16 protein-coding genes and 1 riboswitch are annotated in these 17,678 nt (G+C 38.3%); of the genes, 13 read left to right on the plus strand and 3 right to left on the minus strand.

Annotated features, from left to right (window positions below; translation table 11 throughout):
• Nucleotides 1–138 precede the first annotated feature (138 nt).
• Both ACRD7B_RS11300 and ACRD7B_RS11305 read right to left on the minus strand, forming a co-directional pair.
• On the minus strand, nucleotides 139–1,221 hold the full coding sequence (locus ACRD7B_RS11300) for a nuclear transport factor 2 family protein (RefSeq protein WP_430824666.1): 1,083 nt from the start codon (nucleotides 1,219–1,221) through the stop codon (nucleotides 139–141).
• A 297-nt stretch (nucleotides 1,222–1,518) separates the two neighbouring features.
• Nucleotides 1,519–2,187, minus strand: a complete 669-nt coding sequence (locus ACRD7B_RS11305) for a hypothetical protein (protein WP_430824667.1) — start codon at nucleotides 2,185–2,187, stop codon at nucleotides 1,519–1,521.
• A gap of 119 nt (nucleotides 2,188–2,306) precedes the next feature.
• A riboswitch (cobalamin riboswitch) is annotated at nucleotides 2,307–2,513 on the plus strand.
• Between the two features lie 106 nt (nucleotides 2,514–2,619).
• Between ACRD7B_RS11305 and ACRD7B_RS11310 the strand changes: the two genes are divergently transcribed.
• The 5 genes from ACRD7B_RS11310 to ACRD7B_RS11330 all read left to right on the plus strand — a co-directional run bounded on the left by ACRD7B_RS11310 (nucleotide 2,620) and on the right by ACRD7B_RS11330 (nucleotide 7,663).
• Nucleotides 2,620–3,630, plus strand: coding sequence for a FecCD family ABC transporter permease (locus ACRD7B_RS11310; RefSeq protein WP_430824668.1), 1,011 nt, complete (start codon nucleotides 2,620–2,622; stop codon nucleotides 3,628–3,630).
• Entirely contained in the window at nucleotides 3,623–4,411 is a 789-nt protein-coding gene (locus ACRD7B_RS11315; RefSeq protein WP_430824669.1) for an ABC transporter ATP-binding protein, read from the plus strand. Before ACRD7B_RS11310 ends, ACRD7B_RS11315 begins: the two co-directional genes overlap by 8 nt.
• A 49-nt stretch (nucleotides 4,412–4,460) precedes the next feature.
• Nucleotides 4,461–5,354: an ABC transporter substrate-binding protein gene (locus ACRD7B_RS11320; RefSeq protein ID WP_430824670.1), complete on the plus strand. Its 894-nt coding sequence runs from the start codon at nucleotides 4,461–4,463 to the stop codon at nucleotides 5,352–5,354.
• A 229-nt stretch (nucleotides 5,355–5,583) separates the two neighbouring features.
• Complete coding sequence (locus tag ACRD7B_RS11325) at nucleotides 5,584–6,660, plus strand: hypothetical protein (protein WP_430824671.1); 1,077 nt, start codon at nucleotides 5,584–5,586, stop codon at nucleotides 6,658–6,660.
• A 421-nt stretch (nucleotides 6,661–7,081) separates the two neighbouring features.
• Complete coding sequence (locus ACRD7B_RS11330; RefSeq protein ID WP_430824672.1) at nucleotides 7,082–7,663, plus strand: DUF3109 family protein; 582 nt, start codon at nucleotides 7,082–7,084, stop codon at nucleotides 7,661–7,663.
• A 30-nt stretch (nucleotides 7,664–7,693) separates the two neighbouring features.
• On the opposite strand, the gene ACRD7B_RS11335 is transcribed toward ACRD7B_RS11330, so the two are convergent.
• Nucleotides 7,694–8,110, minus strand: a complete 417-nt coding sequence (locus ACRD7B_RS11335) for a thioredoxin family protein (RefSeq protein ID WP_430824673.1) — start codon at nucleotides 8,108–8,110, stop codon at nucleotides 7,694–7,696.
• 359 nt (nucleotides 8,111–8,469) lie between these two features.
• On the opposite strand from ACRD7B_RS11335, the gene ACRD7B_RS11340 reads away from it, so the two are divergent.
• The 8 genes from ACRD7B_RS11340 (at nucleotide 8,470) to kamA (ending at nucleotide 17,604) form a co-directional block, all read left to right on the plus strand.
• Complete coding sequence (locus ACRD7B_RS11340) at nucleotides 8,470–8,922, plus strand: T9SS type A sorting domain-containing protein (protein ID WP_430824674.1); 453 nt, start codon at nucleotides 8,470–8,472, stop codon at nucleotides 8,920–8,922.
• An 18-nt stretch (nucleotides 8,923–8,940) separates the two neighbouring features.
• Nucleotides 8,941–10,539, plus strand: a complete 1,599-nt coding sequence (locus ACRD7B_RS11345) for a lamin tail domain-containing protein (RefSeq protein ID WP_430824675.1) — start codon at nucleotides 8,941–8,943, stop codon at nucleotides 10,537–10,539.
• Between the two features lie 492 nt (nucleotides 10,540–11,031).
• A complete protein-coding gene (locus tag ACRD7B_RS11350) occupies nucleotides 11,032–12,279 on the plus strand; it encodes an aspartate aminotransferase family protein (protein ID WP_430824676.1) in 1,248 nt (415 codons plus the stop codon).
• 69 nt (nucleotides 12,280–12,348) lie between these two features.
• Nucleotides 12,349–13,332 carry a CoA transferase subunit A gene (locus ACRD7B_RS11355; protein ID WP_430824677.1) on the plus strand — a complete coding sequence of 328 codons (984 nt, stop codon included), beginning with the start codon at nucleotides 12,349–12,351 and terminating at the stop codon, nucleotides 13,330–13,332.
• A gap of 20 nt (nucleotides 13,333–13,352) precedes the next feature.
• Nucleotides 13,353–14,129 carry a CoA-transferase subunit beta gene (locus ACRD7B_RS11360; protein ID WP_430824678.1) on the plus strand — a complete coding sequence of 259 codons (777 nt, stop codon included), beginning with the start codon at nucleotides 13,353–13,355 and terminating at the stop codon, nucleotides 14,127–14,129.
• Between the two features lie 87 nt (nucleotides 14,130–14,216).
• Nucleotides 14,217–15,041, plus strand: a complete 825-nt coding sequence (gene kce, locus ACRD7B_RS11365) for a 3-keto-5-aminohexanoate cleavage enzyme (RefSeq protein ID WP_430824679.1) — start codon at nucleotides 14,217–14,219, stop codon at nucleotides 15,039–15,041.
• Between the two features lie 109 nt (nucleotides 15,042–15,150).
• Complete coding sequence (kdd, locus tag ACRD7B_RS11370) at nucleotides 15,151–16,191, plus strand: L-erythro-3,5-diaminohexanoate dehydrogenase (RefSeq protein WP_430824680.1); 1,041 nt, start codon at nucleotides 15,151–15,153, stop codon at nucleotides 16,189–16,191.
• 129 nt (nucleotides 16,192–16,320) lie between these two features.
• A complete protein-coding gene (kamA, locus tag ACRD7B_RS11375; RefSeq protein ID WP_430824681.1) occupies nucleotides 16,321–17,604 on the plus strand; it encodes a lysine 2,3-aminomutase in 1,284 nt (427 codons plus the stop codon).
• The last annotated feature ends 74 nt before the right edge of the window (nucleotides 17,605–17,678 follow it).

Raw genomic sequence — 17,678 nt, forward strand, 5'->3', positions numbered from 1 at the left:
ACTTAAGCCTCCACTTTAGGGGAGGTTAGGAGGGGTAGAAATAACGGTTAAGTTTTAATCTAATAGTTGTCTGGATTTTAAATTCTCTTTTGAGACAGCCTCATTGATTTTAAAAACATTTCAATACTCAAACTATCACTATTGTACAAGTTGGCAATCGTGTTTTGGATCGACGGCACAAAGGTAATATTCGCGGAAACCTAAGATTGCTTCACGTAGTTGGTCGATGCCAATCATAATATCTCCTTCAGAGTAATAATCACGAGAGTACATAACCATTTCAGTCCCTGGTTTAAATTTCACGATTGACATACCTGGAGCTTCGATTACGGCGCCGTTCACAATACCTGTCATGGTCCATGTAGCCATGTAAATGTCATCAACCAGCGTTTCGTCCTCTACAACAGTATATAAGTCGGTCGATCCGGCAAATAAACGAGCCAGAAATTCAGCCATAGTGTCGGGTGAATAGATATCAACAATAGGATCGTGGTATTCATAATCATCAGCCAGATAAGGGATGACGCTTGGCCAATTTTCCGCATCGAGTTGAACCAATAGTCGACCAACATCGAGTTGATGATTTAAGTTCCGGCTTTTCAAATGCATTTGATTGTTTGAATCACTCGAAGGTGGAGGAAGTGAACAAGGATAGTCAGGAACAACAGAACACTTGTATTGCTCTCTAAAGAAATACATTAACTGATCGAGACCGGGAATATTCGGATCTGGACTAGCAATTGTAGCCATTATATCGCCTTCTGAATAATAGTCGCGTTGGTAGTATACGTTTATTGAGTATGGTTCAAATTTAAAAATAGAGATGCCCTTGGCCTCGTAATAAATGCCGTTAAACGTACCTTTCATAACCCATGTGGCTGAATAGACATCGTCAATAAGGGTTTCTTCTTCCACTATTGTTTCAAGATCAGGAGATGAATTTTCGATAAGTTGATAAAGGAAACCTGTCATGTGCTCCTTTCCATAGATATCAACAACGGGATCGTGATATTCAATATCGTCTGTGTAGTATGGAAGGATTTCATCTATTCCACCTCCTGTCACTTCCAATAAGGCACGCCCCACTTTTATTCGCTCTTTTTTGAGTTTATCTTTCAGAGCTTTTGAGCCACCTCTTTTATCTAGGTATTCACACGATTGGGCTGCCAGAATAATTATCATTCCAGCAAGCATTGCTAATGCTTTGATATTTTTTCTCATATGCTTAAACTTTAAATGAATAACAAATGATAAAATTGAAGATTAATGCTTTTTGTAATTTAATCTAATTATAATCAAATGTAAAGTCTTGGCATATTAAGAATAACGCTTAATATTTTTCTGGGTAGAAATCATGCATATCATTATCGATACACATAAGGTGTTTACCAGCTAGCTTAACATTACTAATTAACAACTTGATAAAAGTATGGTCAGCGCCCTTTATATATACTTCGTATGTAGATATTATTGCTATAAAGAAAATCAAAATCCAGGATTGTGTCATGCATTGAACCCTTACACCAAAGCACCAAGTGTTTCCGGATCGTCACTCAGATACACTTGCTGATCGTCGCGCGAACTCATGTAAAGAACACGGCCATAATAATCGGGTAAATCAAGTTGACTCGCATCCGTCCATTTACCGGTACCTAATACAGCTATCTTCTCTCCTTTTTCAAGTATGCCCTCCCTGTAGCGAATGGTTTTGTTTAAGCCCAAAAAGTTTTCACTTTCCAAACCATGTCTGTTCAGGTAGGCCTCTAATTTTTCACTTGCATCATTTAAAAAACCGGAACGGTACTTGCGATCTTCCACTACATGGCTTTTCACTTTTGTACTGTGAACAAAAGCTGCTTCGTTTCCTTCGCGAATGACAAATTTGTTGGCCACCACCTCATCAACAATGGTTTTCCAATGCGAACTCTTGCCCGACGACACTTGCTGCTCAACACGAATATGATAATACGCACATTCTCTACCCGACAAGGGCGCTTTAAGTGCTTCTTCAACAAACTCAACCTTACCAACTAACTTGGCAAGTTCTCCATCTTTAAATGATGAAATACGCTTAAGTGGTGCTTTCTTTAATTTTCTTTTTATTATGGCTTTCTTATTATAAAAAACAGAGACCAAAACAATCAGCACAAATACAGCAACAAATATTACGGGGATAAATTCTTTCATTTCAAATGTTGGTTGTTTAAAAGTTAATTGAGAATGAAAATATAAAACATTAATCAATAGGCAAAAAAAATAGGATACTACTCTCCTGTGGTGTCCTTCGTGATGTAAGTTTTTTTAATAACTTTGCAAGCGATTACGGTAAACCTGATGCATCATATCAGGTTGCAAGGGAATCAGGTGAAAGTCCTGAACAGTACCCGCTGCTGTGTACCCGGTTCGATGTTATTATCGAATCATTTCAGAAAAGCACCACTGTTCGCTCAAGGCGAATGGGAAGGTTCTGGAGAAGGGAAAGTCAGAAGACCTGCCATAGTCAACAGTAATGTAGCTTTCGGGAGTAAAAGCAAAAGACAGACAAGCCATTTCACATATCTTATCTCTCTTCTTTCTCCCCTCCATTAGCTACCTTAATTATTAAATATGAAAGCTTGAATGATAAGCGCGGCTAAATATAAATGGATTGTAATAGCAACACTTGTGGCGTTGGTACTACTATCTTGCATTGCCTTGCTTTTGGGGCCTACTAATCTTGACTTTGCGGCTCTGTATGATAGTCTATCAGGAGATTCTGCCAACAGTCAAAGCAATGGTATTTGGCAGGTGATTACACAGATTCGCTTGCCACGTGTTGTTATGGCCATTCTTGCAGGCACAGCCTTATCGGCCTCGGGAAGTGCGTTTCAATCCATATTCCGAAACCCTATGTCCGACCCTTATGTACTGGGTATTTCATCAGGCGCTTCAGTCGGTGCCACCATAGCCATCGTACTTGGGATTCAGGGAGGATTATTGGGCATTCCTATCTTCGCATTTTTAGGCGCTTGTTCAGCTTTGATTGTGGTGTACTGGTTAGCTTTTAGCTTGAAACAATCTGAGCAAAATACGCTTCTATTGGCAGGTATTGCCATGAGTTTAATGTTGGGAGCCATCGTTTCCCTCTTATTGGTTATTCATCGCGACCAAATGGAGAGTATTATCTTCTGGACACTTGGTGGCTTTAATGCCATTAGTTGGCAGCAGATATGGATTGTAACTCCCGTTGTTATTTTCTCACTAATCATGCTCTTCAAATACGCCAAAGATCTTAATCTGCTGGCCATGGGTAACGAAACAGCCCATTCGCTCGGTATCAATGTAAAAAAGAAAGTGGCGGTAATTCTATTAATATCTGCACTTTCGGTATCCATAGTGGTGGCCTATAGCGGTGTTATCGGCTTTGTTGGTTTAATTGTGCCGCACATGGTACGCTTCACCGTTGGTGCCGATAATCGAAAACTTCTACCATTGGCTGCTTTATGGGGTGGAATCTTTCTTATTATAGCCGACACGCTTGCCCGAACAGTTGTGCAGCCAGGCGAATTACCCGTAGGTAGCATCACCGCTTTGTTTGGAGCTCCCTATTTCTTTTTCATTTTAATCAAAAGAAGCAAGAGCCATGTTTAAAGTGAAAACAGAATTATTAGAACGAGATATCGTCATGGCCTTTGAGGACTTGAGCTTTAAAGCAGGCTCTAAGGCCATCTTAAATACCGTTTCGCATGAATTAAAAAAAGGCCGCTTCTATAGCATTGCCGGCTGCAATGGCTCAGGCAAAACAACTTTGTTGCAAACCTTACTTCAGATTAAAAAGGCAAGTTCTGGTCATATTCATGTGCCAGATTACTATCCCAACAAAGCTCATTATTTAAGTTATGTACCTCAAAACACACAACTCGAATTCGATTTCTCTGTTGAGGAAGCTGTTATGATGGGACGATACCCTTATTATTCAGGCATTACAGGTCCGAACAGCGAAGACAAACAAAAAGTATTGGACGCTATGGAAATGACTGACATGATAAACTTCCGAAAGCGCTCAGTAACCACATTAAGCGGTGGCGAGAAACAAAGAACCATCATAGCCCGGGCACTGGCACAGGATACGCCAGTCATGTTCTTAGACGAACCTGTTTCGCAGTTGGATGTCTTTCACCAAATTGAAGTACTTAAATTATTGCGGCAAATTGCCGATCAGGAAAATAAAACCATAATAACCGTGCTTCACGACCTCAATCAGGTAGCCGAATTCACCGATGAAGTAATGGTGATGGATAAAGGTCGCATTGTTGCCTATGGCGAACCTATTGAAGTGCTAAACCCCGAATTGCTGAAATCGGTTTTTAAAGTAGACTCGGAATGGATCTGCGCCAAGGACACAAAACCACACCTCATATTTCACTACTAAAATAAGGCTCTAAAAATTAAATACGAGTGAGCATTAACACTGATATACCATGAAACTACAACACCTACTTATACTGATATTATCCGTTTTTACACTTGCCTGTTCGAACACAAAAAACAAGGAACAGAAAAGCATTCAATTTACCGATTCAAGAGGTAATAAATTAAAGCTCAAATCAGTTCCTCAACGCATTATATCATGTTCACCAGCCATTACAGAAGTAATGTTTGCTTTAAATGAACAGCACAAATTAGTGGGACGAACCAATTTCTGCAATTACCCCCAAGAAGCACTCGATATAAAAGCCATTGGTGGTTTAATGGACCCATCTCTGGAAATTATGCTGCAACTAAAGCCCGATCTGGTTATGGCTTCGACTCACTTCAAAAAAGAAGCCGCTAATCGCATCGAAGAACTAGGAATGCCATTTGCCTGGTTAATGAGTCAGGAATCGGTTGCCGGGGCAGGTGATTTGATTATTAACATTGGCACCTTAATTGGTGAAAAAGAAAAAGCAGATTCACTCTGGAACTTGATGCAAAACAGCATGCAAGCTACCATGAATCAAGTTCCAAAAAACGTAAAAAAACCAAGTGTATATTACGCCGTTGGATTTGGAAAAGGAGGTGATTACACTGCAGGAAGTGATACTTTTATTTCGGAGTTAATCACTATGGCAGGAGGCAATAACATCGCTAGTGATATTACCGGCTGGGCCTATAATCTTGAAGCTTTGATTCAAAAAGACCCAGACATCATTCTTATTCAACACAGCATGAAAGAGGCTTTTTGCCAGCACGAACACTACAATCAACTTAGAGCTGTTAAGAACAATAAAGTTTTTGCCGTCGATCACCATTTGGTGCAGCTCAATGGGCCTCGTATACATATCGCTTTGAAAACTTTTGCTGAGATATTTTACCCAGAGCTTAATCATTTATAATACTTCGCTTGTTATAAATACTCAGGACGTATTGGAGCTAAAAAACAATATAAAAACCTATAAAACAAAACCTTGTTTACCAACACAAACGGTGCCTGTTTATCTTATTTGCATTTTGAACTACATGGTTTTTTGTTTGCTAGGTTGGAAATAAGTAAATTTCAGACTGTATATAGATATGTATTCTGATTATAAAGAAAATAATATTATAGAAGCCAAAACTTGAATTATGAAAACATTATTACTTGCTGTATTGGTGGTCTCTTCTACCTTAACTTATGGACAGATCGATACCACACGAAAAGGCTATGAATGGCCATATAGCATGCCAATTTTTGGTAAAAAGGCTGCTGAACGAGGATATAAGATACAGCTCCCTTATGGTTTGAATATTAACTACGTTTACAATCGAATGGATTTGGAAATTTCATCTTTTGGAATGACTATAGGAGATGACCCAAACTCAAACATCAACCAATTAATAAATGAACATGTCACTACCGAAACATTAAACTTTACCAATACCATTGCCAAAACAAATGGCATGAACCTTAGAGCAGATGTTTGGGTATTTCCTTTTCTGAATTTCTACGGCCTTTATTCGAATAGCTCAGGCTCTACACATGTATCGCTACAACCACAATGGTTCGATGATGATGGCAACCTGGTATTATCATTACCTCAAATAACAAGTGATGTTCATTTTTCGGCCAATACCTATGGACTTGGAACAACTGTAGTTGGTAAGATATACGACGATTATTTCTTTTCGGTTGATGCTAATTTTACCTGGTCGCATTCTGAGCTTTTGGATAAACCCGCCAAATTTGGTGTTGTTTCAGCAAGGGTTGGAGATCGTGTTAAACTTGGAAAAAATTCTATGCTTGCCCTCTATGTTGGAGGAATGTATCGAGGTTTTTTAGATAACGATGGTAACTTTGGTGCCATTGGAATTCAGCAAGCTTTGCCCGAAATTGGCAGCCGTCTTTTCCCTGAAATTGACCGCCGCATAGAAGCAAACAACGATGCCATAGCAGAACTTGACCCTGATAACATATGGGATCAAATAGAAATAGCGAAATTAGAGAGAAAAAACGAAATACTGGGTGAAATCAACACAGCCTTTGAAGGCCTTGTTTCATCGGATGTTAATTATGGCATTAAAAAGGATATTATTAACCACTGGAGCGTTCAGTTTGGTTTCAACCTTGAAATAAATGAAAGCCTTACAGCACGTGGGGAATTTGGGAAAGGCCACGGTAACGATTTTGTACTAATGGGTATTCAATACCGTTTTGGATTATAATTCCATATTTCGGTGAGAAAAAAATGATCATATAACTTAAAAAGAAAATATCATGGGAAAAGGTCAAGACGCTAAGAAAAATGTAAAAAAGGAAGCGGCGAAAACGCCTAAAGAAAAAAGAGCAGAAAAGCGTGCAAAAAAAGCTGCCAAATAGCTTTTAAACAGCTGGAATATATTACTAAGGTGTATCTCTTCAGAACTAGAGAGGTACACCTTTTTGTTTTTCTTTGCACTCTTTAACACAGCCGTTTTAAATTCTGGCACAGCGATTGCAACTTCACTTGCGTAGATTTTTTTTCATAGATTTTGGGTTTAGGTTATAAAGAGGCCTCTGTTAACGAACAGAAGGCCTTTTTTGTATTTATATGTATGCTCGTTATTTATTTTATCTTTGCAACTTCAAAATTTAGCAGGTATAGAGATGATTCAGATAGATGATAAAATAGTTAGTACAGATATTTTCTCGAAACGTTTTGTTTGCAACCTTGCAGTTTGCAAAGGCGACTGTTGTGTAGAAGGTGAATCGGGCGCACCTCTTGAAGATGATGAAACAAAAATCATTGAAGACATCTATCCCATCGTAAAACCCTACCTAACAGATCAGGCAATTGCTGAAATAGAAAAACAAGGCACCTGGGTTATCGACTCTGATGGTGATAAGGTAACACCAATTATTAATGGCAAAGAGTGTGTGTATACTTATTTCGATGAAGATGGAATCTGTAAATGTGCCATTGATAAAGCTCATCAAGAAGGTAAAGTTGATTTCAAGAAACCAATTTCCTGCCATTTGTACCCTATTCGAATTACACAATATCCCGATTTTGAAGCCTTAAATTATCACACCTGGCCTATTTGCCACCCGGCACGTGAACTAGGTGGAAAGTTAGGCGTTCCGGTTTACAAGTTCTTGAAGGAACCCATTGTCAGAAAGTATGGCCAGGCCTTCTTCGACGAAATGATCGACGTTGAAAAAACATTAATCGATCAAGGCATATTATAGATTCATAATTTTCCACATCAAGAAACTATGCTAATAAGGCAATGCTTTTTCCAGTTCAGCTTGCAATTCTAGTGCCTTATGGTAGCCTACTAATTTTGCCAACATCTTACCATCTGAACCTATAACTAACAGGGTTGGATAAGCCGATATATTGAACTTTTCATCTAGCTCCAATCCAGCTTCCGCTTCCATATTAATAGCTAGTGTGATAAACTGCTCATTTAAAGTACGAACAATCTTTTCATCCACCATTGTCTTCTTATCCATTTTCTTGCAGTAATAACACCAATCGGTATACGTTTTAATAAAGATGGGCTTGTTTTGTTTCGCAGCCAACTCCAAAGCTTCATCATATGTGCCTTTAAAATATTTTACTTCATCCTGAGCCTTCACTACTATGGCAAGAAACATTAATCCTATACCGAGTATCATTTTTTTTGCTTTCATAATTACATGTTTTCCCGGTTGGACGTACCTTTTAAAATATCCTTACAAAACCAATAACACCCACTTAATCTACCTATCAAAATAACTAGATATAAACACTTCGTTTTTCTTCTATTAAAATAGCTTTTTATCACAAAAATCTATTGACAAAACATTAACGTACACATAACTTTGTTAAAAAAATAGGAATATCATTATTCCAGCAATCTAAATTACCAAATCACTAACTTCTATATATTAATGATTTAAACTACATAAATCATGCCTGATAAAAAAACACTAAATAAATTGAGATTTTATAATAAAAATCTTGATCACTAATAAAATTCTAAAAATCATTATTAAAACAACTTCATATCATGAATAAATACAGCTTTCTATTAGTTCTATTGTTCACTTTCTTTAAACTTCAAGCCCAGGAAAAAAGTGAAGAAATAATCATTAGTTCTGGTAATTCCATTGTTTCAAGCGACATCAGTATTAATTGGATTGTTGGAGAAAATTTAATTGATTACGACGTACTATTTGAACAACTCTCATTTCAGGATTCCATTAATCATTCCTACCAACCTTACTATTCAGCCTACCCTACAATTACTCCAGACTTTGTACAAATTAAATCTAAAACAGAGTTTGACAATGATGTTCTTATTCAAATATACAACACCTCAAACAAGAGAGTATTATCTCAAAAATGGTCAAATAACCCCATGCAAATCAACCTTAGCAAGCTCCCGGCTAGCATGTACATTATTCATTTAATCGATACCGATCAACAAACAATTGCCACATTCAAAGTCATCAAAAAGTAACCACTCAAACTGTACAATATGAAACGTTTTTTACTTCTCGGTGGTGTATTACTATGCGCCAGTTTAATGATTATTCAAGCTCAGGTTCCACAAGCACTAAAGTACAAAGCCATAGCAAAAGGTAAATGGGGTATTCCATTGTCGTCGCGTAACGTAAGCTTAAGATTTACAATTATGCAAGATGACATAGGTGTATATCAAGAGAATCATCAAATAACAACTAATAGATATGGCTTAATGGATGTTAACATCGGAGAGGGAAATTCCATTTACGGTATATTCGACGGAATTGACTGGGGTGCCGGTGCCTATTCTTTAAAGGTCGAGATTGACCCAAAAGGCGGTTCAAACTATAAATTACAAGGAGGCGATAGACTACTTTCAGTACCATATGCTCTCTATGCGGGCAAAGTATCCAATCATAACGATTTAGATTCTGATCCTCACAATGAGCAAATTAATGACATGTATTTATCCGGAACAACACTATATACTTTTGAAGGGGATGAAACCATCATAACAGACTTATCTAGTTTGCAAGATGGTGTTGAAGATGCTGATGCCAATCCTGAGAATGAAATTCAAGTATTAAGTCTTGAAAACAACATCCTTTCACTCTCAACAAATGGTGCTCCAATAGAAATAGACTTAAGCACATACATCGATAATACAGATGCTCAACAACTATCACTGCAGGAAAATACGCTTTCGCTTGATAATGGTGGCAGCGTTGAATTGCCTGTAGGTACAACTAATGCCGAAGGCAATTTCTATTTTGGGGATAAAGATCAGGATGGTTTTGGTGACAATTTTAATTTAATATACCTACCAGATGGAGTAAATATACCTGCAGGATTTATAACTCAAAGTGGCGACTGTAATGACAGCAATAATTTAATTAACCCAGAAGCTCAAGAAATTGCAGGCGATGGACTCGATAACGATTGCGATGGTCTAATTGATGAAGACGATAATAGCAACAACATAGACAATGACGGAGATGGTTTTACAATCAGTGATGGCGATTGCAATGATAGTGATGCTTCGATATATCCGGGAGCCCCAGAGCTATGCGATGAATTAGAGGATCGAAATTGTGATGGTATGCTAATTGCTTGCGAAGGGCATTTAATTATAACGGAAGTAATGAGTAATCCGTCAGCAGTAAGCGATACTTATGGTGAATGGTTTGAAATATACAATCCTGGTGAAAAAGCTATTAACTTAAATGGATTACAACTAACAGACAATTCTTCAAATTCACATACAATAACAGAAGATCTTATAATTTATCCGCAACAAAGTTTTGTATTGGGCCGAAATGCAGATATAAATATAAATGGTGGAATTCATTGTGATTACCAATATGCAGGCTTTACTTTGACCAACAGTGCTGACGAAATCATTTTATCCTTCCCTGTTTTGGGAGAAGTGGCGCGTTTAGAATACAGTTCTGCATTTCCTTTGTCGGCAGGAGATTCCTTCCAACTTGATCCCTCACAATACAATAATTCAAACCCTTATGATCCTATAAACTGGTGTATTTCTGTAAACGACATAGGCCTAGGTGACACAGGAACACCTGGCCAAACTAATACAAACTGCGAAAGTGATTAAGTAAATTTATCACCTTGATAATTAATGGTTCGTTATTTTTTACCCAGTGATAACAACTAACTATTAACTCGAAAATACACTAAAGCGGTCTTCCTTGAGAATAGCTCAAAGAGGACCGTTTTGTATTGATGCTATAGATGTCAAATCAACGATGCGAATTAAAAAACCATCAAGCTATTAGCATTAAGAAATACAAACATGCTAAAAAACATGTTGGTTTTTTAACAAAAATCGTGTATTTGTTATTATTTTTACACCGTTGATTTAAATATTGTTATTCTTAAAACTTTGAGTTGGCAATGAGCTGGATATACAAACTACTGAACGATAGACTTGAGCGCATCGAAATTACCGATGCTGCAGCTATTATGTAGTTATTATATTGTCCACATTTACATCACTTATTTAAATGATACATCCCTTGTGTCAATTTCAGCTGTACTGTTGGACATCATCCGGTTTTAACATTGCTAAAGTCCAAAACATACAGATATGGAAGCTAAAAAATTACAATTAGACAATTCTTTAAACGAACTTAAAAAAGGAAAATCACTTATTCCTGGTGGCGTTCTTGGTATTCGTCGCCCTTACAATTTTGTTGAAGGTGAATTTCCTGTTTATTTTGATCAAGGAAAAGGTGGTCGTGTAACCGATATCGACGGTAACGAGTACATAGATTATTTGTGTGCCTATGGTCCAATGATTCTTGGTAATCGTGAAGAAGAAATTGACAACGCTGTTATAAATCAAATTCAGAATAAAGGATTTTGTTTTTCGCTTACTCAGTCATATCAAAACCAGCTAGCCGAAAAAATGAATGAGCTTATCCCTTGCGCTGAGATGAGTTTGTTTGTATGTACTGGATCTGATGCCACATCTACTGCTATCCGACTGGCTCGTTCATATACTGGAAAAACAAAAGTAATGCGCTGTGGTTACCACGGCTGGCATGACTGGTGTGTGGAGGTAAAAGGTGGTGTACCTGAAAAATTATACGAAGATGTATTTGAGTTTCAATACAACAACCTTGAGTCGCTTGAAACATTACTAAAAGAACATGGCGATGATACAGGAGCCGTTATCATTACTCCTCTTGGTCATCCTTTAGCTGCACCTATTACGGAGCCAAACAAAGGTTTCTTAGAAGGTGTTAAAGCCCTTTGTGAGAAATATAAGGTTGTTTTAATCTTTGATGAGATTCGTACTGGATTTCGTGTTTCTTTGGGTGGAGCACAAAAACATTATGGGGTAACTCCTGATTTGGCTGTATTTGGTAAAGCTATGGCCAATGGGTATCCTATTGGTGCTGTAACTGGTAAAGCCGAAATCATGAAAGAAGGCGAATCTAACGTATTTATTTCCTCAACTTTCTTTCCTAATAGTTTGAGTTACGTAGCTGCCCTTAAAACCATAGAAGTATTAGAGCGCGACAAAGTACTTGATAAAATTTGGGAGCGTGGCGAATCTTTTAATAATCGCATTGCTGATTTGCTAGAAAAATATGACATAGGTGCCAGAATCAGTGGTATTCCACCAATGATGTTCATCACCTTCGATAGAAGTTCTGATGGTACACACAAAGCTAAGCGTAACGACTTCTACACGCAGTTAATCCGACGTAAAGTATTCTTACAGCCATATCATCATGGATACATCTGCTATCGTCACACGGAGAAAGATCTGGATTACACAGTTAATGCAATTGAAGAAGCTTTACAGTATATAAAAGATAAGTATTAATATTTAAAAGCTAATAGCTATCAACCCCGATAACTATCGGGGCTATTAGCTTTTTATAATATTCCACACATGAGTGATAAACAACTAAAAAAGGGTATTGGTGAATTGTTCACTTCACCAAATGCTGATGATATGAGAGCCTTTCTGAAGGACAAGAGCAAGCAAATGAAAAACAAGCTTAGTTCTGTATCGGAAGCAATTGATCAATTTGTAAAAGATGGAGATTACCTCGCAATAGGTGGATTTGGTGGCGTTCGTATACCAACAGCTCTTATACATGAAATTATTCGTAAAGAAATTAAAAACCTTGGTTTTGCTGGTCACGTATCGACACACGATTGTCAGTTATTAAGTGCTGGTAAATCATTCAACCGCTGCGATGCGGCATATATTGTTGGCCTCGAAGCAAGAGGTTTATCGAAAAACTCGAGACGTATGTTTGAGTCGGGTAATGTAAAAGTTACTGAGTGGACAAACGGTGCCTTATCATGGCGATTCAAAGCTGCAGCTATGGGTTTACCTTATTTACCATCACGCACCATGCTTGGTACCGATACTTTTAAGCGATCAGCTGCAATTGAGGTTGAATGCCCATTCACGCAACAAAAAATGGCTGCTTTGCCCGCTTTATATCCAGATGTAGCAATGATACATGTGCACCGTGCCGATGTACATGGCAACTGCCAGATCGATGGTATTTTAGTGGCTGACGATGACATAGCAAAAGCTTCGAAACGTGTTATCATCACAACTGAAAAGATTATCTCGAATGAAGAAATCAGACGTGAGCCATCTAAAACAGTAATTCCATATTGGTGTGTTGATGCGGTAATTGAAATGCCTTATGGTTCCTACCCAGGTAATATGCCAGGTGAATATTTCTCAGATGAAGAACATTTAGCCGATTGGCTGAAGGCTGAAAAAGATGAAATGCAGTTGGAGGAATTTATCGGACATCACATTTTGTCGTCGAAGGACTTCTACGAATATCTGGAGAAAAATGGCGGCATGAATAAGATGCGAAAACTAATGCAAGCTGAACATTTGTATTAATCTTTTAAAACCAAGACAACATGGAAAATACATATAATCCAATGGAGTTGATGATTACGATTGCTGCACGTAACTTAGAAGACGGCGCAATGGTAGTGGTCGGAACAGGTGTTCCGGTAGCAGCAGCGATGTTGGCACAAATGACACAGTCACCAAATTTGACCATCCTTTTTGAAGCAGGTGGTATCGCACCACTTTTACCTACCATGCCAATCTCAGTAGGTGACTCACGAACCACACATAAAGGTCTGAAAGCAACATCCATGGCTGAAATTATGGAATTGTGTCAGGCTGGAATCGTGGATTACTGCTTTTTAGGTGGTGCTCAAATCGATAAATATGGTAATCTTAACTCTACCCTAATTGGCGATAACTATGAAAAACCTAAAACACGTTTCCCTGGAAGTGGTGGTGCTAACGACTTAGCCTCACTTTGTTGGAAAACAATGGTTGTAACGCCTCAAAACAAAAAACGCTTTGCCAATAAGGTTGATTTTGTAACTACACCAGGCTTTATTGAAGGCGGCACTTCACGTGTTGATGCAGGACTACCTGCTAACACTGGTCCTTACAAAGTAATTACCGACATAGGTGTTTATGGCTATCATCCTGATTCTAAAGCCATGATGCTTTTATCCTTACATCCAGGTAAAACCATTGATGATGTGAAAGCAAATGCAGAGTTCGAAGTGATCATTCCTGATAATTACGAAACAACTGTTGAGCCAAGCGAATTGGAATTAAAGCTTTTAAGAGAAAAGGTAGATCCATCGGGTGTAATAATTGGCCGAGGGTAATAAACTAAATGAAACTAGGGAACGGTTCTCTAATCAAAAATAGTGTTGAAAGAACCGTTCCGTAATAAAATAAAAAAATCTACTATAATGAAAAAAATGATAATCACCTGTGCAGTATGTGGAGCAGAAACCACTCGCGAGCACAATCCAAACTTACCATTAACTCCCCTTGAAATTGCGGATGCAACTTTTGATGCCTACAAAGCAGGTGCATCCATTGTTCATCTTCACGTGCGTGACGAAAATGGCGGTCCAACTCAAGATCCTGAAGTTTTTAAAGAGGCCATTAAATTGATTCGTGAGCGTTGCGACATAGTTGTTGAAATTACGACTGGTGGTGCTGTGGGTATGAGCGATGATGAGCGTGTTGCTGTTATCGAAGCCATCCAACCAGAAATGGCATCTTTAGATTGCGGTACCGTTAATTTTGGTGATGAGTACATTGTTAATACACTTCCTACAATGCGTCGTTTCGCCAAAGAAATGATTAAGTATAATGTACGACCTACATTAGAGTGTTTCGATATTTCTCACGTTGTGGCTGCTGACACTTTAATTAAAGAAGGACTTCTTAAGCCTCCTTACCATTATGGTTTTGTAATGAACGTCCCAGGGGCCATTCCTTACGACATAGAGTTACTAAACTTATTAGTTAGCCGAATTCCTGAAGGTGCTAACTGGACAGTTATGGGCGTTGGTCGTGCTTGTGTACCAGCTCATTATGGGGCTTATGCACTTGGCAATGGCTTTATCCGTGTTGGCTTTGAGGATAATGTTTATTACGAGAAAGGCGTATTGGCAGAAAGCAATGCACAACTTGTTGAACGCACAGCCAAATTATCAAAAGATGCAGGTTACGAAATCGCAACGCCTGCTGATGTGAGAGAGATGTTGCAATTGAAGGGAATGTAAAAAGCCTATAGCCTATAGCTACTAGCTTATAGCTCTTTATTATCTATAAAAAATAAAGAATGCATTAAGCTAGTGGCCAGCAGCTAGTAGCTAATAGCTTTGAAATAAAATGAAAACAGGAAATAAATACGGAATACATCGCGTTATTGAGCCACAAGGAGTTCTACCACAACCGGCTACAAAAGTTGATAATAATATGAGTCAGCTTTTCGATAACGAGATTTTGATTGACGTTGATGTACTAAATATTGACTCAGCCAGTTTCACGCAAATAAAAGAACAAGCCAAAGGCAATACCGAAGAAATCAAATGCATTATTTTGGATATTGTTACTAAGCAGGGAAAAATGAAAAACCCTGTTACAGGATCTGGAGGTATGTTGATCGGATCAATTGCCAAAATTGGTTCAGCTTTGCAGGGTAGTATCGACCTAAAAGAAGGAGATCGTATTGCAACTTTGGTTTCTTTATCGTTAACACCTTTGTTCATCGAAGAGATAATTGATATTAAACCAGAGATAGATCAGGTTAAGATCAAAGGGAAAGCTATTCTTTTCGAAAGTGGCATCTATGCCAAACTTCCGGCTGATTTATCCGAAACATTATCATTGGCCGTGCTAGATGTGTGCGGTGCACCAGCTCAAACAGAGCGTTTGGTTAAGAAAGGTGACACCGTAGTAGTATTAGGTGCAGGTGGAAAATCAGGTATTTTGTGTTGTGCAGTAGCGAAGACTATTGTTGGCGATGATGGGCTTGTAATTGGTGCTGATTATTCCGATGAAAATATCGAACGTTTAATTCAGGTTGGAGTCTGTGATAAAGCTATAAAGCTAAATGCTACAGATGCGCTTGATTGTTATGAAACGATTGAAGCTATCACAAAAGGTGAGCTTGCTGATGTGGTTATCAACAACGTTAATATTCCAAATACCGAAATGGGAACCATCCTGATGTGTAAGGACAGAGGTACCGTTTACTTTTTCAGTATGGCAACTTCGTTCACAAAAGCTGCTTTGGGTGCTGAAGGTGTTGGCAAAGATGTGGATATGTTAATAGGTAACGGATATGCAATTGGGCATGCCGACATGGCTATTGATATTCTTCGCAAGGATGAAAAGATTAGAAAACTATACGAAGAGTTGTATACCTAATTAGTCCGAAGTCCGATGCTTGAAAGCAGAAGGGAGAAGTCCGAAGAAATAATAAACAGATTTTTAAAAGCGCCGTGTCCATAGCTATTAGCTAGAAGCTGGCAGCTAGTTGCTTTAAAATTAAAACAAATGAAAATAAAATTCTCAAAAGTCGATTATAAAAGCATTCCATTATTCAAGGATGTGAGCGTGGATGATTGGAATAACTGGAAATGGCAAATGCGTAATGCCATTCGCGACATTCCAACATTAGAAAAAGTTCTTGAATTAAGCGAAGAGGAACGTGAGCACCTTTCTCAAACATTGGGTAAGTTTAAAATGGCTATCACGCCTTATTATGCTGCACTTATGGATAAGGAAGATCGTGAATGTCCAGTTCGTAAATTAGCCGTTCCAATCTTAAACGAATTACATATTGATGAATCGGACTTAAGTGATCCTTTGCATGAAGATGTTGATTCGCCAGTACCTGGATTAACACATCGTTATCCGGATCGTGCTCTTTTGCTTGTAACACACGAATGCTCGATGTATTGTCGTCATTGTACGCGTCGTCGTATAGTTGGCGAAACTGATGAAGAGATGGGGAAAGGCAATCTTGAGAAAGCCTTTGAATACATTGCCAACACGCCCGAAATTAGGGATGTGGTTATTTCAGGTGGTGATCCACTAATACTAAGTAATAACCGTATCGATTACATTTTGACTGAGCTTCGTAAAATTGAGCATGTTGAAGTTATTCGTATCGGAAGCCGTATGCCTGTTGTATTGCCTCAACGCATAACCGACGAACTATGCAACATCATTAAAAAGCATCATCCGGTATATGTAAATACGCACTTCAATCATCCAAAAGAGATAACCGATGACGCGCGTGAAGCTTGTGAAAAGCTTGCTAACTGTGGTGTTCAATTGGGTAACCAATCTGTGCTTCTAAAAGGGGTCAACGATTGTTCAAATATCATGAAATCACTAATGCACAACCTACTGCGAATTCGTGTTAAGCCTTATTACATTTATCAGTGTGATTTGTCGGAAGGTATTTCTCATTTCAGAACAACTATATCAAAAGGAATTGAGATTATAGAAAATCTGCGTGGACATACTTCTGGTATGGCAGTACCTACTTTTGTGGTTGATGCACCAGGTGGTGGTGGCAAAATTCCGGTTATGCCTGACTACTTGATTTCACAAACTGAAAAACGTGTTGTATTGCGTAACTACGAAGGTATGATTACCAGTTACACGCAGCCTTCGGATTACCAAGGGCATAAAATGAAAGATTGTGATTTCTGTAATGATGAATCATTAGTAGCTAAAGATGGTGTAGCTAAGTTGCTAAACGAAGGTGGTACAATTCGTCCGCAGTCAATGCGACGCGAGATTCGTACCAATGGTAACGGCAAGCATTAATAAACAAACTCTTAAGGAGCGGCTCTCTCTATAAAATTATTAAAATAAAGAGCCGCTCCTACATTTACTTTAAA

Origin of the sequence: Carboxylicivirga fragile, from assembly GCF_050589805.1 — a bacterium.
Lineage (GTDB): Bacteria > Bacteroidota > Bacteroidia > Bacteroidales > Marinilabiliaceae > Carboxylicivirga > Carboxylicivirga fragile.